Origin of the sequence: Bradyrhizobium sp. Mp19 (genome assembly GCF_029952935.1) — a bacterium.
In the GTDB taxonomy this organism is placed as follows: Bacteria; Pseudomonadota; Alphaproteobacteria; order Rhizobiales; family Xanthobacteraceae; genus Bradyrhizobium; species Bradyrhizobium elkanii.
Genome location: NZ_JASAUT010000002.1, coordinates 377,660 through 402,894 on the forward strand (window position 1 = coordinate 377,660; position 25,235 = coordinate 402,894).

Annotated in this window: 28 protein-coding genes and 1 pseudogene; 11 read left to right on the plus strand and 18 right to left on the minus strand. The window is 65.6% G+C overall.

Annotated features, from left to right (window positions below):
- Positions 1–380: 380 nt before the first annotated feature.
- A complete protein-coding gene (locus tag QJT82_RS04590; RefSeq protein ID WP_028344753.1) occupies positions 381–1,709 on the minus strand; it encodes a dicarboxylate/amino acid:cation symporter in 1,329 nt (442 codons plus the stop codon).
- Between the two features lie 140 nt (positions 1,710–1,849).
- Between QJT82_RS04590 and QJT82_RS04595 the strand changes: the two genes are divergently transcribed.
- Complete coding sequence (locus QJT82_RS04595) at positions 1,850–2,008, plus strand: DUF5993 family protein (RefSeq protein WP_196238255.1); 159 nt, start codon at positions 1,850–1,852, stop codon at positions 2,006–2,008.
- Between the two features lie 8 nt (positions 2,009–2,016).
- Entirely contained in the window at positions 2,017–2,571 is a 555-nt protein-coding gene (locus tag QJT82_RS04600; RefSeq protein WP_028344752.1) for a disulfide bond formation protein B, read from the plus strand.
- Here QJT82_RS04600 and QJT82_RS04605 read toward each other — a convergent pair.
- A complete protein-coding gene (locus tag QJT82_RS04605; RefSeq protein ID WP_028344751.1) occupies positions 2,568–3,272 on the minus strand; it encodes a glutathione S-transferase N-terminal domain-containing protein in 705 nt (234 codons plus the stop codon). The genes QJT82_RS04600 and QJT82_RS04605 overlap by 4 nt on opposite strands.
- Before the next feature lie 78 nt (positions 3,273–3,350).
- Between QJT82_RS04605 and QJT82_RS04610 the strand changes: the two genes are divergently transcribed.
- Positions 3,351–4,232, plus strand: a complete 882-nt coding sequence (locus tag QJT82_RS04610; RefSeq protein WP_028344750.1) for an SDR family oxidoreductase — start codon at positions 3,351–3,353, stop codon at positions 4,230–4,232.
- A gap of 32 nt (positions 4,233–4,264) precedes the next feature.
- Here QJT82_RS04610 and QJT82_RS04615 read toward each other — a convergent pair whose 3' ends face one another.
- Both QJT82_RS04615 and QJT82_RS04620 read right to left on the minus strand, forming a co-directional pair.
- On the minus strand, positions 4,265–4,609 hold the full coding sequence (locus QJT82_RS04615; protein WP_028344749.1) for a Lin0512 family protein: 345 nt from the start codon (positions 4,607–4,609) through the stop codon (positions 4,265–4,267).
- A 62-nt stretch (positions 4,610–4,671) separates the two neighbouring features.
- The gene (locus QJT82_RS04620; RefSeq protein WP_028344748.1) at positions 4,672–5,895 is read right to left on the minus strand and encodes an MFS transporter; all 1,224 of its coding nucleotides are present in this window, start codon (positions 5,893–5,895) and stop codon (positions 4,672–4,674) included.
- A gap of 100 nt (positions 5,896–5,995) precedes the next feature.
- Here QJT82_RS04620 and QJT82_RS04625 point away from each other — a divergent pair, with 100 nt between their 5' ends.
- Positions 5,996–6,937, plus strand: coding sequence for a LysR family transcriptional regulator (locus QJT82_RS04625; RefSeq protein WP_259243987.1), 942 nt, complete (start codon positions 5,996–5,998; stop codon positions 6,935–6,937).
- A 48-nt stretch (positions 6,938–6,985) separates the two neighbouring features.
- Here QJT82_RS04625 and QJT82_RS04630 read toward each other — a convergent pair whose 3' ends face one another.
- The 5 genes from QJT82_RS04630 to QJT82_RS04650 all read right to left on the minus strand — a co-directional run bounded on the left by QJT82_RS04630 (position 6,986) and on the right by QJT82_RS04650 (position 10,914).
- Positions 6,986–7,690 carry a PA1136 family autoinducer-binding transcriptional regulator gene (locus QJT82_RS04630; RefSeq protein WP_028344746.1) on the minus strand — a complete coding sequence of 235 codons (705 nt, stop codon included), beginning with the start codon at positions 7,688–7,690 and terminating at the stop codon, positions 6,986–6,988.
- 155 nt (positions 7,691–7,845) lie between these two features.
- Positions 7,846–8,721 carry a glyoxalase III HchA gene (gene hchA, locus QJT82_RS04635; protein ID WP_028344745.1) on the minus strand — a complete coding sequence of 292 codons (876 nt, stop codon included), beginning with the start codon at positions 8,719–8,721 and terminating at the stop codon, positions 7,846–7,848.
- Between the two features lie 100 nt (positions 8,722–8,821).
- Entirely contained in the window at positions 8,822–9,517 is a 696-nt protein-coding gene (locus QJT82_RS04640; RefSeq protein ID WP_028344744.1) for a GNAT family N-acetyltransferase, read from the minus strand.
- A gap of 108 nt (positions 9,518–9,625) precedes the next feature.
- Positions 9,626–10,270: a class I SAM-dependent methyltransferase gene (locus QJT82_RS04645; protein ID WP_028344743.1), complete on the minus strand. Its 645-nt coding sequence runs from the start codon at positions 10,268–10,270 to the stop codon at positions 9,626–9,628.
- A 23-nt stretch (positions 10,271–10,293) separates the two neighbouring features.
- On the minus strand, positions 10,294–10,914 hold the full coding sequence (locus tag QJT82_RS04650) for a PadR family transcriptional regulator (protein WP_028344742.1): 621 nt from the start codon (positions 10,912–10,914) through the stop codon (positions 10,294–10,296).
- 203 nt (positions 10,915–11,117) lie between these two features.
- On the opposite strand from QJT82_RS04650, the gene QJT82_RS04655 reads away from it, so the two are divergent.
- The gene (locus QJT82_RS04655) at positions 11,118–11,471 is read left to right on the plus strand and encodes an MmcQ/YjbR family DNA-binding protein (protein WP_028344741.1); all 354 of its coding nucleotides are present in this window, start codon (positions 11,118–11,120) and stop codon (positions 11,469–11,471) included.
- A gap of 21 nt (positions 11,472–11,492) precedes the next feature.
- Here QJT82_RS04655 and QJT82_RS04660 read toward each other — a convergent pair whose 3' ends face one another.
- The gene (locus QJT82_RS04660) at positions 11,493–12,059 is read right to left on the minus strand and encodes a histidine phosphatase family protein (RefSeq protein ID WP_259243993.1); all 567 of its coding nucleotides are present in this window, start codon (positions 12,057–12,059) and stop codon (positions 11,493–11,495) included.
- An 86-nt stretch (positions 12,060–12,145) separates the two neighbouring features.
- On the minus strand, positions 12,146–13,111 hold the full coding sequence (locus tag QJT82_RS04665) for a GlxA family transcriptional regulator (protein ID WP_028344739.1): 966 nt from the start codon (positions 13,109–13,111) through the stop codon (positions 12,146–12,148).
- A 204-nt stretch (positions 13,112–13,315) separates the two neighbouring features.
- Between QJT82_RS04665 and QJT82_RS04670 the strand changes: the two genes are divergently transcribed.
- The gene (locus tag QJT82_RS04670; protein WP_028344738.1) at positions 13,316–13,957 is read left to right on the plus strand and encodes an HD domain-containing protein; all 642 of its coding nucleotides are present in this window, start codon (positions 13,316–13,318) and stop codon (positions 13,955–13,957) included.
- 7 nt (positions 13,958–13,964) lie between these two features.
- Here QJT82_RS04670 and QJT82_RS04675 read toward each other — a convergent pair whose 3' ends face one another.
- Positions 13,965–14,423 carry an SRPBCC domain-containing protein gene (locus QJT82_RS04675; RefSeq protein WP_028344737.1) on the minus strand — a complete coding sequence of 153 codons (459 nt, stop codon included), beginning with the start codon at positions 14,421–14,423 and terminating at the stop codon, positions 13,965–13,967.
- A gap of 77 nt (positions 14,424–14,500) precedes the next feature.
- Between QJT82_RS04675 and QJT82_RS04680 the strand changes: the two genes are divergently transcribed.
- The gene (locus QJT82_RS04680; protein ID WP_028344736.1) at positions 14,501–15,592 is read left to right on the plus strand and encodes an adenylate/guanylate cyclase domain-containing protein; all 1,092 of its coding nucleotides are present in this window, start codon (positions 14,501–14,503) and stop codon (positions 15,590–15,592) included.
- A 5-nt stretch (positions 15,593–15,597) separates the two neighbouring features.
- Here the strand turns inward: QJT82_RS04680 and QJT82_RS04685 are convergent, their stop codons facing one another.
- Positions 15,598–15,846 carry a hypothetical protein gene (locus tag QJT82_RS04685; RefSeq protein ID WP_245288943.1) on the minus strand — a complete coding sequence of 83 codons (249 nt, stop codon included), beginning with the start codon at positions 15,844–15,846 and terminating at the stop codon, positions 15,598–15,600.
- Between the two features lie 92 nt (positions 15,847–15,938).
- Between QJT82_RS04685 and QJT82_RS04690 the strand changes: the two genes are divergently transcribed.
- Together QJT82_RS04690 and QJT82_RS04695 are read left to right on the plus strand one after the other, a co-directional pair.
- On the plus strand, positions 15,939–17,159 hold the full coding sequence (locus tag QJT82_RS04690) for a hypothetical protein (RefSeq protein WP_028344735.1): 1,221 nt from the start codon (positions 15,939–15,941) through the stop codon (positions 17,157–17,159).
- Between the two features lie 128 nt (positions 17,160–17,287).
- On the plus strand, positions 17,288–17,935 hold the full coding sequence (locus QJT82_RS04695) for a glutaminyl-peptide cyclotransferase (RefSeq protein ID WP_028344734.1): 648 nt from the start codon (positions 17,288–17,290) through the stop codon (positions 17,933–17,935).
- A gap of 12 nt (positions 17,936–17,947) precedes the next feature.
- On the opposite strand, the gene QJT82_RS04700 is transcribed toward QJT82_RS04695, so the two are convergent.
- The 3 genes from QJT82_RS04700 to QJT82_RS04710 all read right to left on the minus strand — a co-directional run bounded on the left by QJT82_RS04700 (position 17,948) and on the right by QJT82_RS04710 (position 20,975).
- Positions 17,948–18,280 (minus strand): hypothetical protein, encoded by a 333-nt coding sequence (locus tag QJT82_RS04700; RefSeq protein WP_028344733.1) that lies wholly within the window; start codon positions 18,278–18,280, stop codon positions 17,948–17,950.
- 158 nt (positions 18,281–18,438) lie between these two features.
- On the minus strand, positions 18,439–19,656 hold the full coding sequence (locus tag QJT82_RS04705) for an MFS transporter (RefSeq protein WP_028344732.1): 1,218 nt from the start codon (positions 19,654–19,656) through the stop codon (positions 18,439–18,441).
- 152 nt (positions 19,657–19,808) lie between these two features.
- The gene (locus QJT82_RS04710) at positions 19,809–20,975 is read right to left on the minus strand and encodes a substrate-binding protein (RefSeq protein ID WP_028344731.1); all 1,167 of its coding nucleotides are present in this window, start codon (positions 20,973–20,975) and stop codon (positions 19,809–19,811) included.
- A 213-nt stretch (positions 20,976–21,188) separates the two neighbouring features.
- Between QJT82_RS04710 and QJT82_RS04715 the strand changes: the two genes are divergently transcribed.
- Positions 21,189–21,755, plus strand: coding sequence for an AAA family ATPase (locus tag QJT82_RS04715; RefSeq protein ID WP_028344730.1), 567 nt, complete (start codon positions 21,189–21,191; stop codon positions 21,753–21,755).
- 8 nt (positions 21,756–21,763) lie between these two features.
- On the opposite strand, the gene QJT82_RS04720 is transcribed toward QJT82_RS04715, so the two are convergent.
- Complete coding sequence (locus tag QJT82_RS04720; RefSeq protein ID WP_028344729.1) at positions 21,764–22,315, minus strand: carboxymuconolactone decarboxylase family protein; 552 nt, start codon at positions 22,313–22,315, stop codon at positions 21,764–21,766.
- Positions 22,316–22,453: 138 nt separating this feature from the next.
- Positions 22,454–24,960, minus strand: a pseudogene (gene bamA / locus QJT82_RS04725) (outer membrane protein assembly factor BamA).
- A 42-nt stretch (positions 24,961–25,002) separates the two neighbouring features.
- Between bamA and QJT82_RS04730 the strand changes: the two are divergent.
- The gene (locus QJT82_RS04730; RefSeq protein ID WP_155258842.1) at positions 25,003–25,224 is read left to right on the plus strand and encodes a hypothetical protein; all 222 of its coding nucleotides are present in this window, start codon (positions 25,003–25,005) and stop codon (positions 25,222–25,224) included.
- Positions 25,225–25,235: the final 11 nt, after the last annotated feature.

A 25,235-nucleotide genomic window follows, 5' to 3' on the forward strand; every position in this document is an offset into this window, starting at 1 on the left:
CTCGCAGAGGCAAGCCAGCGGCGCAACGGACGATCGATGACGCATCATGCACTCAAGGCTTGGCGCATAGTCGTCATCCTACCGTGCGCACGCTTCCGACTTATGGGTTCACGACCCAGGCTGCGGCCGCGAACAAGACGCGTTCCCTCTCCCGCCCGCGACGTGGAAGCGTCAGTTGCAGAAGCCCGCAAATGCCATATGCGACAGCCTTGGGACGAAGCGACACTTGCGCAATTTCGGAATATTAGAAGAATACCCCTGAGTTGCCCGACGTGTCAAGTTGCCTGATCGAACGCCGGCCGCCGCCGGCTACTTTGCATGGGGTTGTTTTCGATATTTTGGCAGCGCCCCCTGCGACGGCCCCATCACTTCATATTGCTCTAGCCGGAGCCGCCCGGCTCCAGCGCCTCGCCGAGCTCGAGCGGATGCGCCATCGTCTCGTGCAGCGCCTGCTTGTCGAGCTCGCCTTCCGACAGGCTGATCACGACGCAGGCGACGCCGTTGCCGATCAGGTTGGTGAGCGCGCGGCACTCGCTCATGAACTTGTCGATGCCGACCAGGATCGCGATCGACTGGATCGGAATGTCGGGCACGATCGACAGCGTCGCGGCGAGCGTGATGAAGCCCGCGCCGGTGACGCCGGAAGCACCCTTCGAGGTGATCATGGCGATGCCTAGAATGCCGAGCTCCTGCCAGATCGTCAGATGCGTGTTGGTGGCCTGCGCCAGGAACAGCGTCGCCAGCGTCATGTAGATGTTGGTGCCGTCGAGATTGAAGCTGTAGCCGGTCGGCACCACGAGGCCGACCACCGAGCGCGAGGCGCCGAGATGCTCCATCTTCTGGATCATCTGCGGCAGCACCGTCTCCGACGACGACGTGCCGAGCACGATCAGGAGCTCGTCCTTGATATAGGCGATGAAGCGGATGATCGAGAAGCCGGCGAGCCGTGCGATGGCGCCCAGCACGATCAGCACGAACAGGATGCTGGTGAGATAGAAGGTCGCGATCAGCGCCGCCAGATTCAACAGCGAGCCCAGGCCGTAGGCGCCGACCGTGAAGGCCATCGCGCCGAATGCGCCGAGCGGCGCGACGCGGACGATGATCCGGATGATGCCGAAGAACATCTTCGCGGCCGTGTCGATCGCGGACGCAATCGGCTCGCCGACCTTGCCCATGAGAGCGATGGCGAAGCCCGAGAGGATCGAGATCAGCAGCACCTGCAACAGGTCGCCGCGCGCGACCGCACCGAGATAGCTGTCCGGAATGATCGCCATCAGATGGGCGACGATGCCCTGCTCTTTGGCCTGCGTGACGTAGTTGGAGACCGATTTCGGATCAATCGTGGAAGGATCGATGTTGAAGCCGTGGCCGGGCTGCAGCAGCTCGCCGACCAGAAGACCGACCGCAAGCGCCACCGTCGACACCGCCTCGAAATAGATCAGCGTCTTCAACCCGACCCGGCCGACGCGCTTGAGATCTCCCATCGAGGAGATGCCGTGCACCACGGTGCAGAAGATGACCGGCGCGATCATCATCTTGATCAGTGCGATGAAGCCGTCGCCCAGCGGCTTCAGCTCCTTGCCGAGATTCGGATAGAAATATCCGATCAGGACACCTGCCACGATCGCGATCAGCACCTGGACGTAGAGGATCTTGTACCAGGGCTGATGATGGGGACGGGCAACGGGCTTGATCGCGGCTGTGGTCATGAGATGCCCCGGCTAGGATGAACTCAACTGGTGATGCCATCTTGGCGGAGCCGCGCGCAAGCGACAATGCCCATTCGCGCCGTCGCGAGCGCACACGAATCTGTCATAGACTGCGTCCGGCTCGCATCGGGAGGCTGGGAATGGAATTCACTGCATTGTTTCTCGCCATCACCATCGCCATGCTGGTGGCCTGGCGTGGCCCACGCCCCGTCGCGATCGGCCTGTTCGCGGTGATCCTGATCGCCTGCGCCGCGACCTTGCTGCACCACGCCACCGACCGTCTCACCTTGTCGTTCTGAGGCCAGCCATGAACGACACGCAAGCCGTCACCCTCAATGCCGTCGCGCTCTATGGGCTGGCGCTGGTGCTGGCCGCCGCCTTTGCCGCGCAGCTGTTGCTCCACGAGCTGCCCTGCCCGCTCTGTCTGTTGCAGCGCATCCTGTTCGCCCTGCTGGCGATCGGGCCGATCCTCAATATCCGCTTCGGGCCACGGCCAAGTCATTATGCGTTGTCGCTGCTGACGGCCGTTCTCGGCGCCACGGTCTCGACCCGGCAGGTGCTGCTGCACATCCTCCCCGGCGATGCCGGTTACGGCTCGGCGCTGCTCGGCTATCACTATTATACGTGGGCGCTGATCGGCTTCATCGCCGCGATCGTGCTGCTCGCGGCGATGCTGCTGTTCGACCGCCAGTTCGAGCACCGCGCGGCGCCGGACAGCTCGCCCGGCAGGTTCGCGCAAGGTGCGGTGTGGCTGGTGATCGGGCTGACGGCACTGAATGTGCTCTCTACCCTGCTCGAGTGTGGCTTTGCCGCCTGTGCCGACAATCCCGTCGTCTATGAGCTGCTGACGTCGGCGCGTTAGGGACGCTTCGGAATATTCAACCCGCGCTCCACCGCCGGCCGCTTGAGACCGCGCTCCAGCCAAGCCGCGACCTGCGTGAACTGGTCGAATTCGACGAGCTCGCGCGCGCCGTAGAAGCCGATCAGGTTGCGCACCCAGCCGAGCATCGAGATGTCGGCGATGCTGTATTCATCGTCCATGAACCACTGCCGTCCGGCGAGATGCGTCTCCATTACGCCGAGCAGGCGCCTGGACTCGGCGACGTAGCGCTGCAGCGGCCGCTTGTCCTCGTAATCCTTGCCGGCGAATTTGTGGAAGAACCCGACCTGGCCGAACATCGGTCCGATGCCGCCCATCTGGAAATGCACCCACTGGATGGCCTGATAGCGGCGCGCGACGACCACCGGCAGCAGCTTGCCGGTCTTGTCGGCGAGATATTGCAGGATGGCGCCGGATTCGAACAACGGCACCGGCTTGCCGCCCGGACCGTTGGGATCGAGGATCGCCGGGATCTTGCCGTTCGGGTTGAGCGACAGGAACTCCGGCGTCTTCTGGTCATCCCTGTTGAAGTCGACGAGATGGACCTCGTAGGGAAGCCCAATCTCCTCGAGCATGATCGAGACTTTCACGCCGTTCGGCGTCGGCAGCGAATAGAGCTGCAGGCGGTCCGGATGCTGGGCAGGCCAGCGTTTTGTGATGGGAAAGGCAGACAAGTCGGTCATGTCGACATTCTTTGCATGGTTGTTGTTGGACGGCTAATGTACGGAGCTCAGTGAACGCCGCAAGGTCTGCAACCGGCCATGAACGATCAACAGACAGGCGCAACAACAGGCGCAACGCTCGGCCTCTCCGACGACGAACTCGCAACGCACCCGACCGTGTTCGCGGCCGATGCGTTCGCCGGTCAGGTGGTTGTCGTGTCCGGCGGCGCCGGCGGCATCGGCCGCGCCATCGCATGGCTGTTCGCCCGGCTCGGCGCGAATGTCGTGGTCGCCGGCCGCAATGCCGACAGGCTCGACGCACTGGTCGATCGTCTCGGCCATCGCGGGCTCAAGGCGTCCGCGCATGTCGCCGACATCAAGGATCCCGACGCGGTCAATGCGATGTTCGAGGCGCTGTGGACCGAGCACGGCCGTGTCGATCATCTCGTCAACAGCGCCGGCGGCCAGTTCCCGCAACCCGCGATCGATGTCTCGATCAAGGGCTGGAATGCGGTCATCAACACCAACCTCAACGGCACCTGGTACATGATGCAAGCCGCGGCGCAGCGTTGGCGCGACCGCAAGCATCCCGGCAGCATCGTCAACATCGTCGTGGTCACGACGCACGGCCTCTACGGCATTGCGCACTCGATCGCGGCACGCTCCGGTGTGATCGGCCTGTCGCACGCGCTCGCGGTCGAATGGGCGCCGCTGAACATCCGCATCAACTGCATCGCGCCCGGCGCGATCGAGACCGAGGGCTGGAATGTCTACAGCGAGGCGGCGCGCGCCGCCTATCCACGCTCCAATCCGATGATGCGCCCGGGCACGCCCTGGGACATTGCGGAGGCCGCCGTCTACCTCGCCGCGCCCTCCGGCAAGTTTATCACCGGCGAGACGCTGACCGTCGACGGCGGCGGCCAGCATTGGGGCGAGACGTGGACGACCGGCAAGCCCGACTATTTCAGAGGCAGCGAATAGCGCACGCATGCCGGTCGCCCGACGCGCTTCCGTCACTTGCCGTCGTCGAAGCTGACAATGACGGCGGCGTTCGCGATCAGGATCGGGTCGTTGCCGAGATCGGACGCAATCTCGAGCCCGCCCGCGATCGCCTTCACGGTCTTGCTGCCATAGGGCAATTCCTTCGCGACCGCTGCGGTATCGACATCTTCGGGATTCGGCACGGCGATCGTGACGTCGACGAACATGTCGTTGGCGGTCTTGCCGAGCATGCGGAAGAAGCCGAGGCTGGAATGGCGGATGGCATCCGAGACGGCCCGCTTGGCGGCCTTGGTGGCGTCGCGGCCGTGAACGTCGACGCCCATGCCCATTTCGGTGATACAGCGCACGCGTGTCATGAAGGTTCCTGTTGTCGTTGGCGTGAGAGACCTTCACTCCTTCGGCTCCTGCGCGCGCGGCGTCAAGCCGGGTCCGTCGCCTCGCTTACGCGCTTGTGATCGCCGCGCGCCAGCATCCACGCCGCGAGACCGGCAAGGATCGCCGCGGCCACCACCATGACGCAAGCCGCGCCCCAGCCCCATGCCGAGACCACAGCGCCGACCGCGATCGGACCGGTGACCTGGCCGAAATTGCTGCCCGTCATCAACAGGCCCATCATCACCGGCACCATCGCCGCCGATCGCGCCGCGGCGGGTGCGGTTGCAAGCAACGTCGCCGGGATCAGGCCGCCGATCGCGGAGAACAGCAGGCACAGCCAGAATGCCCCCCACCCGCCGAGCACCGGCAGGAAGATTCCGAGCGCGGACGCGCCCATCACGAATGCCGCCACGGCAATCAGCAGGTTGCGGCTGACGCCCCGCGCCAGCAGATGGCCGGCGGCGAGATTGCCGACGACGTTGCCCGCCGCGGCCAACGCACCGAGCGCGCCGGCGCCTTGGCTGGACACGCCGAGCCGCTCGGACAACAGGATCGGCAGGAAGCTGAACAACGCAAAGAACATCAGGCTGTAGAGCGCAAACAGCACCATCAGAAGCGCCGGGGTGCGGCGCCGCGCCAGCGCGGCGGCTTCCTGCATTGGCCCGCTCCGTGCCGCGCCGGTCCGCGATGCCACTTCAGGCGCGATGAGGCTCGCAAGGATGAACAGCACGGCAACAAAGCCAGCACTGGCCCACCAGATCGTGCGCCAGCTATCGAAGATCGGGCCGGCGACCAGCGCCAGCGCGATCCCGAACGGCATCACGCAGCTCCACACCGCCATGGTGACGTCGCGTGCGCTGACATCGACGACACGATCGAGCAATGCAGGAGCCGCGACCATCACCAGCAGGAAGCCGAGCCCCTCCAGCAGGCGCGATGCCAACAGCACCGCGAGCTGTGGCGCGAGTGCGCCCGAGGCCGCCCCCAGCGTGATGGCCGCAAGGCCGCACAGCAGCACCCTGCGCGCGCCAACCGCGGCAATCACCACGCCCGCCGGGACGCTGCCGACAAGCCCGAGGACCGCAAAGATGCCGGCGATCGTTCCGACCGCGGCAAGGTCGATGCCGAGGCTCTGTTGCAGCATCGAGGCGGCAATCGGAACCTTGCCGACCTGCAGCGCCGCGCCGATACCGCAACCGATCACGACCGCGACCGTGGCCCATCGCTTCGCCTCGCTCGGCTGCATCACGGCCGTCTCAATCGTCATGTGCGTCCACTCCACCCCTGGCTCGGAACACAGAGATAGCGTTTCCCGATCATCGACAGGAGTGATATGTTTTGCATCCGATTGATCGATTTCATAGATCATGCTCGATAACCTCACGCTCGATCAGATCCGCACCTTTGTCGCCATCGCCGAGAGCGGCAGCTTTCGCGCCGCCGCGGCCAAGCTGGCGCGGGTGCAATCCGCGGTCAGCCATGCCATCGCCAACCTCGAGGCCGAGCTCGGCCTCACGCTGTTCGACCGCTCCAGCCATCGCCCGGCGCTGACGGCCGAGGGCACGGCACTGCTGGGCAACGCGCGCGATCTGCTGCTCCGTGTCGACGCGATGCGGGCCCGGGCGCGCGGCCTGGGCGACGGGGTGGAATCGGAACTCTCGCTCGTCGTCGACACGCTGTTTCCGATCGCCGCGGTCGGCGCGGCGCTGACGGAAATGCGGGCGGCCTATCCGTCCGTCAGCGTGCGGCTCGCGGTCGAACCGATGGGCGGTCCGATCACCGGCTTGACCGAACGGCGCAGCGCGCTCGCGGTCACGGTCGGTGAGGATTTTCGCGATCCCCGCCTCGCGCTCGATGCGATCTGCGCGGTGCAGATCGTCGCCGTCGCCTCCGCAAGCCATCCGCTCGCGCGCCGCGGCCGCAAGAGCGTGGCGGATCTCGCCGATCATCTGCAGATCGTGCTGTCGGATCCAACCCCGCTGTCGGAAGGCCGCAGCTTCGGCGTGCTCTCGCCGCAGATTTGCAGAGTGAGCAATCAGGACACCAAGCACGCCATGATCCTGGCCGGGCTCGGCTGGGGCCGGCTGCCGCTCTGGCAGGTGGCGCGCGACCTGAAGGAGCGCCGCCTTGTGCGGGTCGAAACCGGCGCGCTCGGCCGCAACGCCGCGCTTGCAATGGAGGCCTATCTCGCCCACCGGCTCGATGAACCGCTCGGTCCCGCCGCACGCGCGTTCGCGGACGCGTTGACGCGGATCGCTGCGGGAACGCATACGCCGAAGGTCAGGGCGAAGACGGCGAAGAGACATTGAGCCGCAGCGATCGCTCGCCGGGCTCTGTGGCGGCCGACCGCAAGCGTCTCAGTCCTCGATCTCGCCGCTGCGGATCGCGAGCCGGATGGCTTGCGCGGTCGTGGCGACACCGAGCCGAAGCCGCGCGCGCCGCAAATGGTTCTCGACCGTGCGTTCCGACAGGCCGAGCGATGCCGCGATGTCGGCCTGGCGCCGTCCGGCGGAGATCCAGCGCAGCACCTCGCGCTCGCGCGGCGACAGGCTCGACGCACCGTTCGGCTCGTGCGCTTCCATCAGCCCGCGGGCGGCGCGGAAGGCCGCTGCGCCGACCATCGTCAGCGCCGCACGCGTCCGCGGTGACGCATCGATCCGCGTCCCGGCGAAGCTCATCGCGCCTTCAAGGCCGGTGCGCCCGAACACCGGAACCTGCAGTCCGTGGAAACCGGGCCCGCGCGGCGTGCGCACCACACGGTACTTCTCTCCGCGCGCCGACATCACCTTGGTCCAGAAAAACGCCTCGTCCACATTGAGAAAATTGCGCGTCACCGGGCAATGCCGGACATAGGTTTCGGCATCGACCGTCACGCCCTTTCCGAACCAGTCGCCTTCGACCCAGTAGATCCGGTCAACCAGGTCATCACGTGCCGGCGACGCCGAGAACATCACGAACCGGTCGTAGCCGAGCGGAACGCTCGCAGACCGCACCGCCGCCTGGATCGCGGGCAAACTTCCGCTACCCTCGATCGCAACCACGGCTTCGATGTAGCGGTCCATGCGGTGCCATCGTGTCTTGCGGAAGGCCGGTCGAGTGCGGCCCAGCGCGTTGAGGATTTTCCCTCAAGCGAGGTCGGCCTGCAAGGCGCGTGACATTGGCCCGCGACCGGCGGCGGGGCGAGGTTCGCCCCGCCGCCGGTTGAGCCGTCGCCCGCTCAGCGCCCGCCGAGCGTATCGAGCAGCGCCTTTGCGGCCGCCTTGCCGACATTGTTGGCGGCGAAGGGGCTGTCACCGGTGATCAGCTTGCGATCCTGATGGGTCTTGCCGGTGATGTCCTTGTTCAGGATCTCGACGCCGAGCGCCTGCAACTGTTCGCCGAACGCCCAGGTCAGCGCGCCCGGCATGTAGCCGATATCGGGCGTCGTCCGATCGATGGCGTCGGGAAATGCACAGATCTTGTAGCCCTTGAAGGGATAGTCGCCCTTGGCCTCGCCGACCGCAGACGCCAGCAGCGCCGCCGGGCCATGGCAAAGCGAGATGATGTGCTTGTCGTTGTCGAGCGCCCATTTCAGAGCGGTCTTCACGTCGGTGCTTTCGGGCAAGCCGATCAGCGCACCATGGCCGCCCGGGATGAACACCGCGATATAGTCGGAATCCTTGCCGAGCTTGTTTTCGATCACGTCGGAGAGCTTCAGCGGCTGCTTCAGCCTGCCGAGATATTTCTGGTAGATGCTCTTGACCGCGTCGTCCTCCCCAGGAAACGCCCAGAGCTCGAATTTGACCGGATTGCCCGACACGGTCGCGATGTCGAATTCGAAGCCCGCCTTGTCGAGGTGATACATCGGCAACAAGGTCTCGACGGGATGGTTGCCGGTCGAGAACATCGTGCCGTTCTGCAACAGCAGATAGCGCTCGTCCGCGGCGATCATCAGAATTTTCCAGCGGCCACCCCTGTAGGCGTTGGGATAGTCCGCGCCGGAGAGATCCGACCTGGCCGAGGTGAATTGCCCAAGCGAGTAAGGCGACGGAAAGAAAGCGTTGTTCTCCGCCGGATCGGCTACGGGACGCTTGTCCTGGGATTGCTCGGACATCGAGATATCCTCTCTCATCGTGTTGCGATCCGGCAAAGGTAAGCACGAGATCCGCGATGAGGAATGAGGGATTTCCCTCAACCCACTTTGCCGAGCATCCCTACGCCTGTTTCTGCAACACCGTGATGTGCAGGCGGCGGCGGATCTCCATGCCCTGGCGGCGATAAAGCGCGATCGCCGAGACGTTGCTGGTGAAGACGTGCAGGAATGGAATTTCGCCGCGCGCCACGATCTGGCGGGCGACCGCCGACAGCAGCGCCTGCGCGTAGCCGCGGCCGCGATGCTCCGGATGCACGCAGACGGCGGTCATCTCGGTGTAGTTCCCCGGCTTCATCCGTTCGCCGGTCATCGCGACCAGTTCGCCATTGATGCGGATGCCGAAAAAGCTGCCGAGCTCATGCGTTCGCGCACTGAACGGTCCGGGCTTTGTCAGCTCGGTCAACGTTATCATCGCAGGAACGTCGGCAGCGCCGAGCGTGACGATCTCGACGCCGGGCACAGAATGGTCAGCTGGCGTGCCGATCATCTGCTCGCCGGTCTCGGCCAGCAGCACCTTGAACTCCGGCGGCACCGGGACAGGATCGGGCGTGAACAGCACCGCGATGTCAGGTCCCGACAGCAGCGCACCCAGCGCGGCAAAGCTCTTTGGCGACATGTCGACCATGTCGGCGAATGGTGCGATCGCGAGAGGAAAGCGGCGCGCGTCAGCGCCGCCTTCCGCCAGCTCGCGTTGTCTCGTGGTCAGGGCGCTCCAGATTGGGCGATCGAGCGGATGAATCGGCGGGGCTTCGGACATGCGGCGCTTCGCTCCTGATTTTTTTGGAGCAGAGCAAGAAGCGCCGGCAAAATCCAGCATGGCGTGTTGTGGTTGCGGCTCACAATCACGCCAGCAGGCGAACCCCCGCTACGCCACCTTCAGGCAGAGCTCGGTGCCACCCTTGAGCGGCAGCGTGATCGACACGAAGCCATTGTTGGGATCGCGCACGAACTCCAAGAAATCCGCCTCGGCATTGTCGTTCATGACGTAGCCGCCGACGCGAAGCTGCGGCGCGACGATCTCGATCACCTGGCGCGCCAGCGTCGGCCCCTTGTCGCCCGGCCAGCCGTCGATCAGGATGAAGTCGACGGGACCGCCGAGATCGCGCAGCGTCTTGCGCGCATCGCCCTCGCGGATGTCGGCGTAATCGGCAAGGCCGGCGTCTGCGAGATTGCGCTTCGCCGCTGCGACCTTGGCCGGCACGATCTCCGACCCGATCACGGTGCCGCCGCCATTGTCGCGCATCGCCGCGGCGAAATAGAGCGTCGACATTCCGACCGAGGTCGCGAACTCGGCGACGCGCCGGGCGCGCAGGCCGCGGCACAACAGATAGATCAGCTCGCCCTGCTCCGAGTGGATCGAGAATCCCTGCTCGGCATAGTCGTGCGGATCGCGGCTGCCGCTCTGCATCGGGTTGCCGCGCACCGGCGCCCGGCGGGCGGCCTGCAGGCGCTCGATAACGGCCGTGACGCGCGCATCACGGATCGCGCTGTGCGGTTCGGCGTTGTACATGAAGGGTCTCCTTTGCGACTGCGTCATTGCTGCAGGATCTCAGCGGCCGCGCGGTCGAGGATCTTTGCGATCCGCCGCGCCTCGGCGGCATCGCAGCCGCGCTTCTGGCGCAGCGCGCTCTTCAGCGCGTGACGGGCGCGGTGCACCTCGTCGGACGCTTCGCCATCGAGATCGCTCACGCCGGCGAAGGCTTCGCGCACCTCCTCCATGCGGCGGCCGATCCGCGACAGCGCCTCGAGGATGGTATCCGCGGTCGTACGGTTCTCGCGGAGATATGCCCTGCCCTGCTCGGTGATGCTGTAGAGCTTGCGCGCCGCGTCCCGGGTGACGCTGGCATGGCCGATCTCCTCTAGGAATGTCAGCGCCGGATAGATCACGCCAGGGCTCGGGCTGTAGAAGCCGTCCGACCGCTCCTCGATCCTCTTGATCAGCTCGTAGCCGTGTGCCGGCTGCTCGCCGAGCAGCGCGAGGATGACCAGTTGCAGATCCTGCGACGAAAGCCGCCGCGATCCCGGAAAATCGCCACCGCCACCCCGCCCGAAGAAGCCATGGCCGCCGCGGCCAAAGCGGTGGCCGCCTCGGCCGTGCCGGCTCATGGCGAAGAACCCAAACCGGAAGCCGTCATCGTCCCGGTCATGAAACATCGGTTTTCTCATCGTTCATTCCTTACTGAAAACATATCTTACGATATATCTACAGATAAAGCGGCGGCAACCCACGTTTTCGTGAGACGTCGGGGGTGAAACGGCGGCTGGTTTGGCCACCAAGGGCTTGCCGGCTCAGTCCGGGGCTTGTCGACCTTCATGCGGCTGGCCTATGGCTTTGAAGCCCTCCAGCCCTCCGACTCATGCGCCCCAAGACCTTCGAAGCCCATTGCCTGCGCCTACCCGCCGCCACCAAGGTGGTGCAATGGGAAGGCACGTCGGTGTTCAAGGTCGGCGGCAAGATGTTCGCGCTGGCCGGCGGCTACATCGAAAGCACCGGCGGCTTCATGTTCAAGACCTCGAACATGGCCTACCAGATCCTGATCGAGCAGGGCCTGGCGCGGCCCGCGCCATATCTGGCGCGCGCCACATGGGTGCAACTGGTGAGGAACGACGCCCTGCCCGACGCCGAACTCCAGGCCTATCTTGACCAGGCGCATGCGCTGATCGCCGGAAAGCTAACGCGGAAGTCGCGCAAGGCGCTCGGGCTCGACTGATCGGCCAAGCTGCGACGCTATTCAGCCGTCCAGCGGCTTGTCGGAATCGCCCGACAGCAATTTCGGAAACAGCTCCTTGAAGGTGAACTTGTCTTCGCCCTTGGCGCGATGGAAGCGCAGCACGACGTCGAACCGGCTGGCGTCCCATTTGGTGGGCGGCTTGCCCCTGCTGACTGGTATCAACGGAAGGACGTCGGCGATGATAGCCTTGTGCTCCCAGCACAGCAGCACGACGCCATTGAGTGCCAGCAGCGCCTTGATCAGCGCCGGTTCATGACCTTTGCCGAAATCTACGTTGGACGTCGCGCCAAGACGCGCCGCCAGCGCCGAGATCGTCTCGGCGGGACGGCTGCTCGGGCCCCGGTTGGGCGTGGTGCCAGGCGTCGCGGCATAGATCGCGTCAGGCTTGGCGTAGTCGCCCTTGGCGAGGTCGGTGCCAAACAATGCAGCCCAAGCGCCGGCGCGCTGCCAGCCGCGGAGGACAAGCGACTCGGTATCGGACACACCGTCCGCGGTGAAGCCGGGCCCCGGCCAGCCATCATCAGGCTTCTCGGCATGACGGATGATGAAGAGCGTGAGCGCGTCCATGGCGGCCTCGCGGGAGAACATGTGCGGCGGGAAACGGCGGCGCCGTCGATCCTATCCCTAATGAAGCGCCGGCGTCATGAACGGCGTCACAATTTGCGAAAACTCGCGCGGTACTGCGCGGGGGACACGCCGAGCCGCTCGGTGAACACGATCCGCATCCGGTCGGCCGAGCCGAAGCCGCAGTCGAAAGCAACCGCCTTCAGCGGCCGGTCTGAGCCCTCGAGCAGCCGTCGCGCGGCGTCGACCCGCGCCCGCTCGACGAATTCGTGCGGCGTGATGCCGGTCTCCTGCGCAAAGGCGCGGCCGAAATTCCGCACGCTCATGCCGACGGCCTCCGCCAGCGACAGCAGCGTGTGACGCTCGCCGACATGCTGCATGACATGCGCCTGCGCGCGCGCAATCGGCGAATCCTCATCGACCGGCGCGGTGAGATAGGGACTGAATTGCGACTGCCCGCCCTGGCGCTGCGCCACCACGACCAGCCGCTTGGCCACCGCGACCGCAACCTGCGGCCCGTGCTGCTCGGCGACCAGCGCGAGCCCGAGATCGATCCCCGCGGTCACGCCGGCCGAGGTCATCAGATGTCCGTCGCGAATGTAGATGCGGTCGAAGATCACCTCGGCCGCTGGAAAGCGCGCCGCCAGCCGCTGCGCATTCTGCCAATGCGTCGTCACCTTGTGGCCGTCGAGCAGCCCGGCATGGCCGAGCGCGAAGGCGCCGGTGCAGATCGAACCGTAGAGTTCGGCGCGCCCGGGCGCCCCGCGCAGCCACCGTGTCAGTTCGGGATCCGGCGCGGCGTCGGGCAATGCCGGCCCGCCCGCAACGAGCAGGATATCGAACTTCTCCTGTGCCTCGGCGAAGCTGAGGTCGGCCGATATCTTCATGCCGTTCGACGCGCGCAGCGGTTCGCAGCCGGCGCCGACCAGCACGGTCTCATAGCCATCGCCCGCCGGCACAAAGCCGTTCGTCTCCGCGAACACGTCGACGGGACCCGCGACATCGAGCGCCTGAACCCCTTCGTGAATCGCGATCGCGACCCTCTGAACCGCCATGCCTTCTCCCTGCCCGCTGGCGCGAAACGACGTCTGGTTGGCCCGATCCGGCGGCGCGCGATCGTTGCGGGATCCGGCCAAAACGGGCGACAAGCACCCACGGATCGCGCCACGCGGCGACCCGCACACACCGCAGAGACAAGCGCCGGGCTCGCGTGTTCGCACGCCACGGCATCGTCTTGCCACATCGAGGAGCGTCTTGAAATGACCGAGATCATTGCCGGCATCCGCGTACCCGACAGCGCGATGGCCCGCGCCGCCACCCAGCTGGTGCGCGATACCGAGGACGACCTGCTCTACAATCACAGCCGCCGCGTGTTCTTCTGGGGCGCGCTGACCGGCAACCGCCGCAAGCTGAAATTCGATCCCGAGCTGCTGTATATCGGCGCCATGTTTCACGACATGGGCCTCACCGCCGCTCATGCGAGCCCCGATCTGCGCTTCGAGGTCGACGGCGCCAACGCCGCGCGCGACTTCCTCAAGGGCTACGGCGTTCCGGAGCGCGACATCGAGGACGTCTGGACCTCAATCGCCCTGCACACCACGCCCGGTATCCCCGAGCATATGCGTCCGACCATTGCGCTGGTCACCGCCGGCGTCGAGATGGACGTGCTCGGCATCGCCTATGACGATTTCTCGCACGAGCACCGCGACCATGTCTGCGCGCACCATCCGCGCGAGGCGAACTTCAAGGAGAACATCATCGATCATTTCGCCGCCGGCACCATCAGGAAGCCGCTGACGACCTTTGGCAACGTCAAGGCCGACGTGCTGGCGCTGAAGGACATGAACTACACCAGGATGAACTTCTGCTCGATCATCCTCGGCTCGAAATGGCCGACATGACGCGACGTCAATGGCGATTGGCGGGACCGTGGTCGGGGCCGGGATCCCGACCGGCGGCCGCGTGCGAGAGCCGGCTCATATAGTGCGCCCAACCCTTGTCGTGGCTCTCGCACTGCGCGGCGTTCGGCAGGCCGCTATGGGTCATGCGGAGCAGCGTGCCGTTGTCCTGCTCCATCAGGTCGATCTCGATCAGGCTCGATCCCGGCGGCACTTCCTCGCTGCCCTCCCAGCCGAAGCTGTAGGCGAGACGATGCACCGGCACGACCTCGCGGAACGCACCGCGCGCGGCGCGGCTGCGATCGCTGCCGAGCCCCTTGAGGAAATAGAGGCCTCCGGGATGCGTCTCGGTCGCGGCTTCGAGCCCCATCCAGCTCACGATCTTCTGCGGATCGGTCAGGAAGGCGAACACGGTTGCAGCCGGGGCTGCGATCTGGATCTCGCGTTGAACGATGAAGGCTTCAGTCATCGATCCATGCTCCATTGACGGTCGGTGCTCAGGGATAATTCGTGACAAGAGTGGTGCGTCAACCCCATGATGGTATGATGCAATTGTCCTCGACGTTGAGCTGGCTGGTCGACGCCGCCGCCGAGACCGCGGGCGCCAACCGGTTGCTGGCGGACCTCGGTAGCCACCTTATCACGGATGGCCTGCCGCTTGCCGGCGGCGCTCTGACGCTCGAGGTTCCGCACCCCCTGATTGCAAGACGAACCTGGCTGTGGCGTGCCGACAATGGCGAGGTCATCGAAGCGCTCGGATTCGCGCCGGAACAACCCTTTGCGATGCCCAACATGGTGGGATCCGGCGACGCCGGCCGGCGCTGGCTCGGAACTCTCGCGCCCGGCCCGATCCACGAGGGCACGATTGGAACGCGGCCGGATGGCCCGACCCTCGGCTGGATCGGGACACGCGCCTTCACACCTGCCGAGGCGGACCAATTACGCGAGGCGGCGCGGTTCATGGCCGCGCCGCTCGCCGCGCTCGCGGCGCGCGCGACACTGACGGCGGCGCTGGAGGCGTATCTCGGCCGGCGCAGCGCGGCGCGCGTGCTGGCATCGCCATTGCGGCGCAACACCGGCGAAACTATCCGGGCAGCACTGCTGTTCGCCGACCTCCGCGGCTTCACCGCCCTGTCGGAAAGCCATCCGCCTGCCGAGGTGATCGCGGCGCTCGATGCCTGGTTCGACCGCATCGCCGGCGCCATCCACGCCTTCGGCGGCGAGGTGCTGAAATTCATCGGCGACGGCCTGCTTGCGATCTTTCCGGTCACGACCAGCGCGCGCAGCGCATCCGAGGCGGCATTGCGCGCGGTGTCGGCGGCGCGCGTCGGCATGGCCCATCTCGATGCAGAGCGACGCAAGCAGGGCTTGCCGCCGTTGCCATTCGGCGCGGCGCTGCATCTCGGCGAGGTGCACTGGGGCAATATCGGCGCCGCCGACCGCCTCGACTTCACCGCGATCGGTGCCGCGGTCAATCTGGTGAGCCGGCTCGAAGGGCTGTGCAAGCCGCTGGAGCAGCCCGTGCTGGTTTCGGGCGCCCTCGCCGCCGAGACCGAGACGCCACTGGTCGCGCTCGGCAGTCATGAATTGCGCGGCATCGCGCGGCCATGCGCGGTCTTCACTTTGCCGGAAGGGTGAGGCGGTCATCTGAACAGGCGCAGCCATGGCGCCAGATGAAATGCGCTCATCAGCGCGTACATCGGGACCATGCCCTGCAATGACAGCGGCCTCTGCATCGCGCTGCAGATCATGTCGGCCGGCGCCATCGCGGCAATCAGCGCCATCACGGCGAAGGTCGGCGCCGCCGCCAGCGACAGAAGGCGCGCCACGATGGGCCCGCGTCCGCTGAGCCGCCTCCTCACCCAATCTTCGCGTGTTTCAATACCGGTCATCGTTCGATCTCTCTGGAGATGATCCATGTCGTCATGTGCTAGGTTAGGACCGGGCCTCGGAGGGTGAGAGTGACAAGTGTGTCGGGATTCGAATGGACTCGCTGATAACGGCTGCGGCGCGCGCGCTCGCGGCGGGTGATCCCCTCGGCGCACTGAAACGGGTGGCCCTGCGCGACGATGCGCCGGCGCTGGCGCTGCGCGGCATCGCGATGGCCCGGCTCGGCGATTTCGCCCGCGCCAAGGAGCTGCTGCGGCGCGCAGGCCGCGCCTTCGGCCCGCGCGAAGCCGTCGCGCGGGCGCGCTGCGTGGTGGCGGAGGCCGAGATCGCGCTGGTGTCGCGCGACCTTTCCTTTCCCGGCAAGAGCCTCGCCGCGGCGCGCGCAACGCTCGCGGCACGAGGCGATGCACTCAACGCCGCCCACGCCGGCTATCTCGAAATCCGCCGCCTGCTGCTGATCGGGAGCCTTGATGCGGCCGAGCGCATGCTTGACGGCCTCGACCCGGCGCCGTTCCCGCCGGCGCTGCGGGTCGGCCATGAACTGGTCGTCGCCGGAATCGCGATGCGGCGGCTGCGGACCAAGCCGGCGCGCGAAGCGCTGGCCCGCGCGAGGGACGCCGCGCGCCACGCCGGCATCGCCGAGCTCGCGGCCGAGGTTGAGAGCACCGCGCGCCTGCTCGCCACGCCCGCGGCGCGTCTGATCGCGCGCGGCAGCGAGCGGCCGCTGCTGCTCGAGGAGGTCGAGGCCCTGATGGCGTCGAAGGCCCTCGTCGTCGATGCCTGCCGCTACGTCGTGCGCGATGTCGGCACGACGGTCTCGCTGACGCGACGGCCGGTGCTGTTCGCGCTCGCCCGCGCGCTGGGCGAAGCGTGGCCGCAGGACGTGTCGCGCGGCACGCTGATCGCGCGGGCGTTTCGCGGCAAGCACGCCGATGAATCACACCGTGCGCGGCTACGCGTCGAGATCGGACGGCTGCGCCGGGCGCTGCGGCCGCTCGCCGATCTCAGCGCCACGCCTGACGGTTTTGTGCTGGAGCCACATGGCCGGCGCGAGGTGAGCGTTTTGGCGCTGCCGGTCGAGGAGGAGCATGCGGCGGTGCTGGCCTTTCTCGCCGACGGCGAGGCCTGGTCGAGCTCGGCGCTGTCGGTCGCGCTGGGGGCGAGCCAGCGCACCGTGCAGCGTGCGCTTGATGCATTGGCCGCCACCGGCAAGGTGCAGTCGGTCGGCCGGGCCCGCGCCCGGCGCTGGATGACGCCGCCGGTACCGGGATTCACGACGACCTTGTTACTCCCTGCCCCGCTGCCGAACGGCTAGCATCAGGGCGACATCAGAGCGTTTTCGAGCGAAGCGGAATCGCTTCGTGTGAAGAAAACGCGTCAGGAAATCTGGAGATTCGATTCTGATTCAGTCAGAACCGAAGCTCAAGGCGACAGGAGCGCAGCATGAAAAAGGCCACGGCCGAGATCATCCGGGAATACGGCCCCTTCGACGGCGTCGAGAACGTCGGCGGCGTCAGCTTCGACGGTGAGCAGGTCTGGTTCGCGGCCGGCGACCGCCTGGTGGCCTTCGATCCCGACAGCGGCAATACCACGCGCACCCTCGATATCGCGGCCCATGCCGGCACCGCCTTCGACGGCAAGCACCTCTATCAGATCGCCGAGGACCGCATTCTGAAGATCGAGCCGAACAGCGGGCGCGTGGTGTCCACCATCCCCTCGCCCGGCGGCGGCCGCGACTCGGGCCTCGCCTGGGCCGAGGGCTCCCTGTGGGTCGGCCAGTATCGCGATCGCACCATCGTTCAGATCGATCCGGAAACCGGCAAGGTTCTGCGCACCATCGAAAGCAACCGGTTCGTCACCGGCGTCTCCTGGGTCGATGGCGAACTCTGGCACGGCACTTGGGAAGGCGATGAAAGCGACGTGCGGCGCATTGACCCGCAGACCGGTGAAGTCATGGAAAAGCTGGAGATGCCGCAGGGCGTATTCGTCTCCGGATTGGAGTCCGACGGCGGCGACCGCTTCTTCTGCGGAAGCGGCTCCGCCAACAACAAGGTGCGTGCCATCCGGCGACCGAAGCGCAGCCGCGCGTGAAGCGATTTGCGATCACCTTCCGACCAGAGAAAGAATAGAGCGGATCACCTGGCGCTTCTCGTCCGACAAACCCGCGAGCAGCGCCTCGTCGAGATGCTGTTCTCGGATGAGCCGCGCGAAGACAAGCGGGAGTTGCGAGTATCGATAGTCGAACATCTCATCGAGCTCCCCCCTTTGCTGGTGCAGATAGGCGCCAACTTCCCACATCTCCGACGGCGTCGCTGCCGCAACGGCCCTGCTCTTGAATTCGACCATCACCTTGGCGAGTGCGCACTCCACCGCGGAATCATAGGCCTTGCGCGCAATCTTCTTTTCGGCCGGGGACCATTGGAGATCACGGTACATAGTGGGCTCTCATGCGCCTGGCGTCGTGCCAACAATCATGGCATTCAGCCGTGGACGCCCGACCGATGCAATGACGCCATAACGTTGCCCCTTTGCCTGCCGCTCGGCAAGACCAATGCGTCTGTCCGAGCGGCGCGCTGCATGACGGAGTTCAAACCTCACGCCGGCGCAGGCACCGCCACGGGCCGCGCCGCCGGGATCGGGCGGAAGGTCATCATGATCAGGAACGCGCCGATGCCGACGGCCCAGGAGCCGACATAGAGCCACGTGTAGCTCGCAAAGGTGTCGTAGATCAGGCCGCCGGCCAAAGGCCCGGTCGCCATGCCGAGGCTGCCGGCCATCGCGGTGCCGCCGATCACCGTGCCCATCATCCGCAGCGGGAAGTTCTCGCGGATCAGCACGGAATACAGCGGCATGGTGCCGGCATAGATGAAGCCGAAGATCGCGGCCACCGCGTAGAATGCAGCAAGCTCGCGCACGAAGACGTAGCCGAGCGCGCCGAACGCCTGCGCCAGCAATCCGAGCACCAGCACGCGCTTGGCGCCAAAACGGTCGCCGAGCAGACCGAACGCGATGCGGCCGCCCATCCCGGCGAGCCCTTCGACGCTGTAGATCGTCACCGCGGCAACCATCGGAATGCCGCAGGTGACCGCGTAACTCACGGTATGGATGATCGGGCCCGAATGGGTGGCGCAGCAGAAGAAATTGGTCGCGATCAGGATGATGAATTGCGGCGATCGCAGCGCCTGCGCCAGCGACATCGGCGGTTCGCCGTTCTCGGAGACCGCTTCAGCGTGGTCGCCCTGCAGCGCCGGCGGGCGGCGCACCAGGAACGAGACTGGGATCATGATCGCGCCGACCACGCCCGAGACGATTAGCATCGCGGTGCGCCAGTCGTGGTGGGAGATCAGCCAGGCCGCAAGCGGCGACATCGTCATCGGCGCCATGCCCATGCCGGCCGACACCAGCGAGACGGCGAGGCTGCGATGGGTGTCGAACCAGCCGGTGACGCAGGCCATCATCGGGGCGAAGATCGCCGCCGTGGCCGCGCCGACCAGCGCGCCGAACACGAACTGAAAGGCCAGCAGCGATGTCGCCTGGCTGGCCAGCGCGAGGCTTGCCGCCAGCACGACCGATCCGGTCAGCACCACCGGCAGCGGCCCGAACCGGTCGGACAGCGTGCCCCAGATCATGCTGGTGAAGGCCATCGCGAGGAACCCGATCGTCATCGCGCTGGAAATCCCGGTCACCGACCAGCCGGTCTCGCGCGCCATGGGCTGGAGGAACACCGGCAGCGAAAACATGCCGCCGATCGCGACGCAGCCAAGCAGGCCGCCGGCCGCGACGATCACCCAGCGATAGGTCGAATTGCTCATTCCGGAACTCCCATGCAGCTCGTTCTGGCTGGAAGACGAACGGACCGGACTGGAACCGACAGCTGACGAGCGCGCCAGCTCACTTTTTTGCGAGCGTGGCGTTTTTGCGAGCATCGCGGCCTCGAGCGCCGCTACCGAAATATTCCTCCTGGTCAGCGGCCGGCTGGACTGCACCCCGGCTCCGGCGCGATCTTGCCGAGTGGTCGCACCTGCACGAGTTCCGAACCCTGTGTCCTGGCAATGAACATGCTCATCGCCGCGTGATGATGCTGGCCGAGCGTGACAGGGCCGGTCGGCGACGGAACGGCGAGGCCCGCCATCGCGTCGATGATCGCCTCCTTGTCGAGCTTGCCGGCCTTCTCGGCCGCCGCCTTGAGCGCGATCAGCGTGTTGTAATGCGTCATCACATAGTTCGACACCGCGACACCCGGCTCCGCGACGGCGCGGGCCTTCGCGACGAACGCCTTGACGGCAGGATCCTCGCTCGCCGCGACCGCCGGCACCACGGTCACCATGTTCTGCCCCTTGCCGCGGAAGATGCCGAGATCGACCTCGGATAGTCCGAGGAAAGCGACGGTGATTTCCTTTAGCAATCCGGCCTCGTCGGCCTGCCGGATGAAATCCATCCCGTCGCCCTTCAGCGCGAACAGCAGCACCTTGGCCTTGCTCGCCGCGATCTCCCCGATCAGCGGCGAGAAGTCGTGCTCGGTCCCCAGCGTGTATTTCGTCGCGACCACCTTGCCGCCGAGCTTCTCGATCAGAGGCTGCGCGATGCCGAACATCTGGTGTGGCCAGACCCGGTCGGCGCCGAGCAGGAAGTAGGTGTTGCCGAACGTCCGGCTCATGTAGGGCAGCAGCTGGCCGAGCTCCTGGTTCGGCACCGCACCGAACGAAAACAGATAGCGGCTGCATTTGCCGCCCTCGTAATTGGTGGCGTAGAGCAGCGGCGTCTTCGAGCTCTCGGCAATCGGCACCAGCGCATTCAGGTTTTGCGACGTGATCGGACCGACCGTCGCCAGCACGTTCTGCTTTTCGACCAGCGAGCGCATCGCCTCAGCGGCCGAACCTGGCCGTGTCTTGTCGTCGACATAGATAACCTCGACCGGCCGGCCAAGAATGCCGCCCGCCGCGTTGATGTCCCTGGCGGCGAGATCGAGCCCAAGTTTCGCCTGCTGGCCATAAAGCTCGACCCCGCCGGAAAAAGGCAGCACCGCGCCGACCCGGATCGCTTCGCCGGGTTCAGCGGCGCGCGCCGACTGAAGCGCCGCACCGCAGAGCAGCAGCGCGAGCGTCATGCAGGTGATCGAGCGTGATGCCATGTGCGTCTTTCCTTCAGACAGGAAGCATCCAGTTTGATCGATCTTATCGGCGTGGCACTGAAGAATTCGTCAAGCGCGCCCCCATTTGCGTCACATTCGAGGCTATGCTCACTCCGCGCGTCGAGATATTTCCGCGCGCCTTCTTCCCCAGGATTTCTGACCTATCTGGCAACCCGCGTTCGCGGCGTGCTCGTTCATGCGGTGTGACGATCGATGAAAGGACATCCTTTGCAAAACCGCTTCGTCCTGATCTCCGGCTGCTCCGGCGGCGGAAAATCGACCTTGCTCACCGAACTGCGCGCCCGCGGCTATCCGGTCGTCGAGGAGCCCGGCCGCCGCATCATCGCCGATGAGCTTGCGTCCGGCGGCAAGGCCCTGCCGTGGGTCGATGCAACGGCCTTCCTGCGTCGCGCCGTTGACGTCGCACTAAAAGATGTCGAGATGGCCAAGGCCCATTCCGGATGGGTGTTCTTCGATCGCGGCGTCGTCGACGCGGCGTCGGCGCTGGAGGCATTGACGGGCGAGCCGGTGCTGCACCCGATCTGCGCCGCACATCGCTACCACCGGCGCGTGTTCATGACGCCGCCGTGGCCCGAGATCTACGTCACCGATTCCGAGCGTCGGCACGGCTTCGAGATGGCGGTGGCGGAGTATCAGCGTCTGATGGAGGCGCTGCCGACGCTCGGCTACGACGTCATCGGCCTGCCGAAGACATCGCCCGCAGAGCGGGCCGATTTCGTGCTGGCTACGCTCGGCGGCGGCGCCGCATCGGTGGCCTGATCAAACCGTCACTCCGCGGCCTCGCGATGCGGAACGCCCTGCTCGACGTCGAGCTGCAAGATGTCGTTGAAGCGGTTGAAGGCGCCGCACAGCGCGATCCGCCAGGTCAACTCGACGATCTGCGCTTCCGAGAAATGTTCGCGCAGGCGTGCGAAGATCTCGTCGCGGGTCTTGTTCCAGTTGTTGGTGACGGCGATCGCATATTCGACCACGAGCTTGTCGAGCACATCGAGCTCGGGATGATCCTGATAGTCGAGCAGCCGTTCGGCACCCGCCTCCGACACCCCCTGGATCGCGAGCTTTGGCGCATGGTGCGACACGCAATAGTCGCACTTGTTGAGCAGCGAGACCGTCACCAGCGCGAGCTCGAGATGCCGCTTCGAGACCACCGCCTCGTCGGCGAGATCCACCAGCAGCGACCACATGTGCTTGAAGATTGGCGGGCGCTGCGCCATGACGCCGGCCTGGTTCTCGAACGCGCCATAGGTGGTCATCTTGTCCCACAGCGGCTTGAGCTCGCCCGGCAGGTCGTCCTTGGTCTTGATTGACACGCGTGACATGGATTGCCTCGGATCGAAATTGAACCAATGCAGCCTGCCCCGCTTCGCCTGATACCGCAAGCGGCAGGACGGCATGGCAAATATCGCGCCAGGTCGGCGCCGGCGAGGACGCGCGCCGCAGGCACGACGATTGTCACCTCAGAATGACGTCCCGCCTCCGAACCGGAACTCCTGCACGATATCGTATTTGCCCTTCGTGATCGGCACGGCGTAATCGAAGCGCAGCGGGCCGAACGGCGAGGCCCAGATCAGGCCGACACCGACCGAGGTTCGCACCACGTTCCCATCGTCGTATTGGAGGCCGCATTTGCAAGCAGCCGTATTCACCTCGCCGGTTGCGGCCCACGACGTCGGGCCTTCATAACCCCAGAGCGAGCCGGCGTCCGCATAGACAGCCCCCTTCAGCCCAACCTCGGAGGGCAGGAACCAGAACGGCATCTGCAGCTCCATCGACGCGCCCCAATATTTGGTGCCGCCGAGCGCATCCCCGACCGCACCTAAGCTCGCATAGGTGATGTCGCGCGGGCCGATGCCGTTGGTGGCAAAGCCGCGCACGAGATTCGGCCCCATCTGGAAATGGTCCAGCATGCGCAGATCGTTGTCGCCGACCTTGGTGAGCAGGCCGCCCTGCAGGTGGATCAGCCCGATCAGGTCGGACACCAGCGGCGTATAGTATTTCGCGTCGACTGCGCTCTTCAAATATGTCACGTCGCCGCCGACGCCGGCAAAATCCTGCTTGAAGTCGATCAGCAGGCCGTCGGTCGGGTTCTTGTTGTTGTCGAGGGTGTTGTAGGTCAGCGTGTAGCCGATCTGCGAGGTCCAGGTCGCCCCGGCGGCCAGCTCCTTGCGCACCGGCAAGGTGGATTCTCCGTCGCCGTAGCAGCCATATCCATAAAGCCCTGACGAGACCGAGTTCGTGGGATCGACGCCGCCGAGCACACTCTGGATGTAGGCGGGTGTCGGATTGAACGCGAGCGATGGGTTGGACGGATTGTTGTTGCAGTTCGCGTAGGCGCTATCGAGCGAGATTTCCTGCTGATAGAGCGAATAGCGCAGCTGGAGGGTCAGGTCTTCGCGCAAGGCCAGGCCGAGCCGCGGCGAGAACCCGATCGTCTTCACGCCATAGGTCGTATAGTCCGTCGGCAGCTGCTCCTTGTAATACGCATCGAGCCCGAGCGCGACGCGATAGTCGAGCAAATACGGCTCGACAAAGGACAGCGACAGGCCGCGCGAGTACTGGCCGTAGCTGACCGTTGCCTTGGCGAACAGGCCACGGCCGAGCAGATTTCGCTCAGAGATACTCACTTCGGCAAGCGCGCCGTCCGTCGTGGAATAACCGCCCGACACGGAGAAGTCGCCGGTCGACTTTTCCTCCAAATCGACGACCAACACAACGCGATCGCTCGTCGAGCCGGGCTCGGTGGTGATCTTGACGGTCTTGAAGTAGTCGAGATTCTTCAGCCGCCGCTCGGCGCGATCGACCAGCGCGCGGTTGTACGCATCGCCCTCGGAGAGATCGAACTCGCGCCGGATCACGTAGTCTCGGGTGCGGCCGTTGCCGCGAATGTCGATCCGCTCGATATAGGTGCGCGGCCCCTCCTCCACGCGAAACACGATGCCCACCGTGTGGGCCTCGAAATTCCGGGTGCCGTCCGGACGGACCACCGCGAAGGCGTAGCCGCGGCGCGACGCTTCGATCTGCATGTCCTCGACCGACTTCTCGACCGCCTCGACATTGTAGAGCGAGCCTTCACCGACGCGCGACAATGAACGCAGTGTCGTCGGATCGAAGCCCGCAATGTTCGAGCGGAAACTGACCGTCGCAACGCGGTACTGCTGCCCCTCATCGAGCTTGAACGTCACCTGAAAGCCCTTGCGCTCCGGATCATACTCGGCGAGTGCAGCCACGACCTGGACGTCCGCGTAGCCGTGCTTCAGGTAGAAGCGGCGGATCAGGTCACGATCGGCCTCGACCCGATCCGGGTCGTAGATGTCGGCATTGCCGAGGAAGCTCAGGAAGTTCGTCTCATGGGTCTTGATCACGTCCTTCAGGCGCGCCGCCGAGAAACTGTTGTTGCCCATGAACTCGATGGTCTTGATGCCGGTCTTCGCTCCCTCGTTGACGGTGAAGACGAGATCGACGCGGTTGTTCGAGCGTTCGATGATTTCCGGCGTGACATGCACGTCGTAGCGGCCTGACCGCCGATAAATCTCGGCAATAGTGCATCCGACTGCACCATCGGCCGCGACAGGGTGCCCCGCGGCTTGGACTGCATTTCGGCCGAGAGCTGCTCGTCCTTGATCTTCTTGTTGCCCTCGAACGCGACGCGGTCGATCACCGGATTCTCGATCACGGAAACGACGATCCGGCCGCCAGCGTGATTGATCTTGACGTCCTGGAACAACCCGGTCCCGACCAGCTCCTTGAGGCCGTCGTCGACGGCAGCCTGATCGAGACGGCCACCGGGCGCGGGCCTGAAATAGGAGCGGATGGTCTCCGCCTCTACCCTCCGGTTGCCTTCGACCGTGATCGCATCAACCGATTGGGCCGCCACCGGAGCCACCAATGGCCATATCACCGGCGTCCCCGGGATCGAAAACCCCGACAGCACGATCGCCGCGACAAAGCCCCGCCACGTCTTCATTCCACACCTCGCGAACAAGAAGCCCGTTGTGACGGGATGGTGATGGCTGCGGTGTGGCTGCAGGATTGCGGGATTATTTCCAGTGGTTTGGGACTGTTAGCGCGACGCGACGCGGTCGGCGTCGCGGATTGTCTCGGGCTGCGCGCGACGCTTACAGTTCAGAAACACTATGCTTACGAAAAGGCGCAATGCCGCCCACAAGCGACGCGTATGCTGGTCAATTGGTGGCTAAGCGCGCTGGAACGCGCGCCAATGACGTCATGATGAGGACCAGT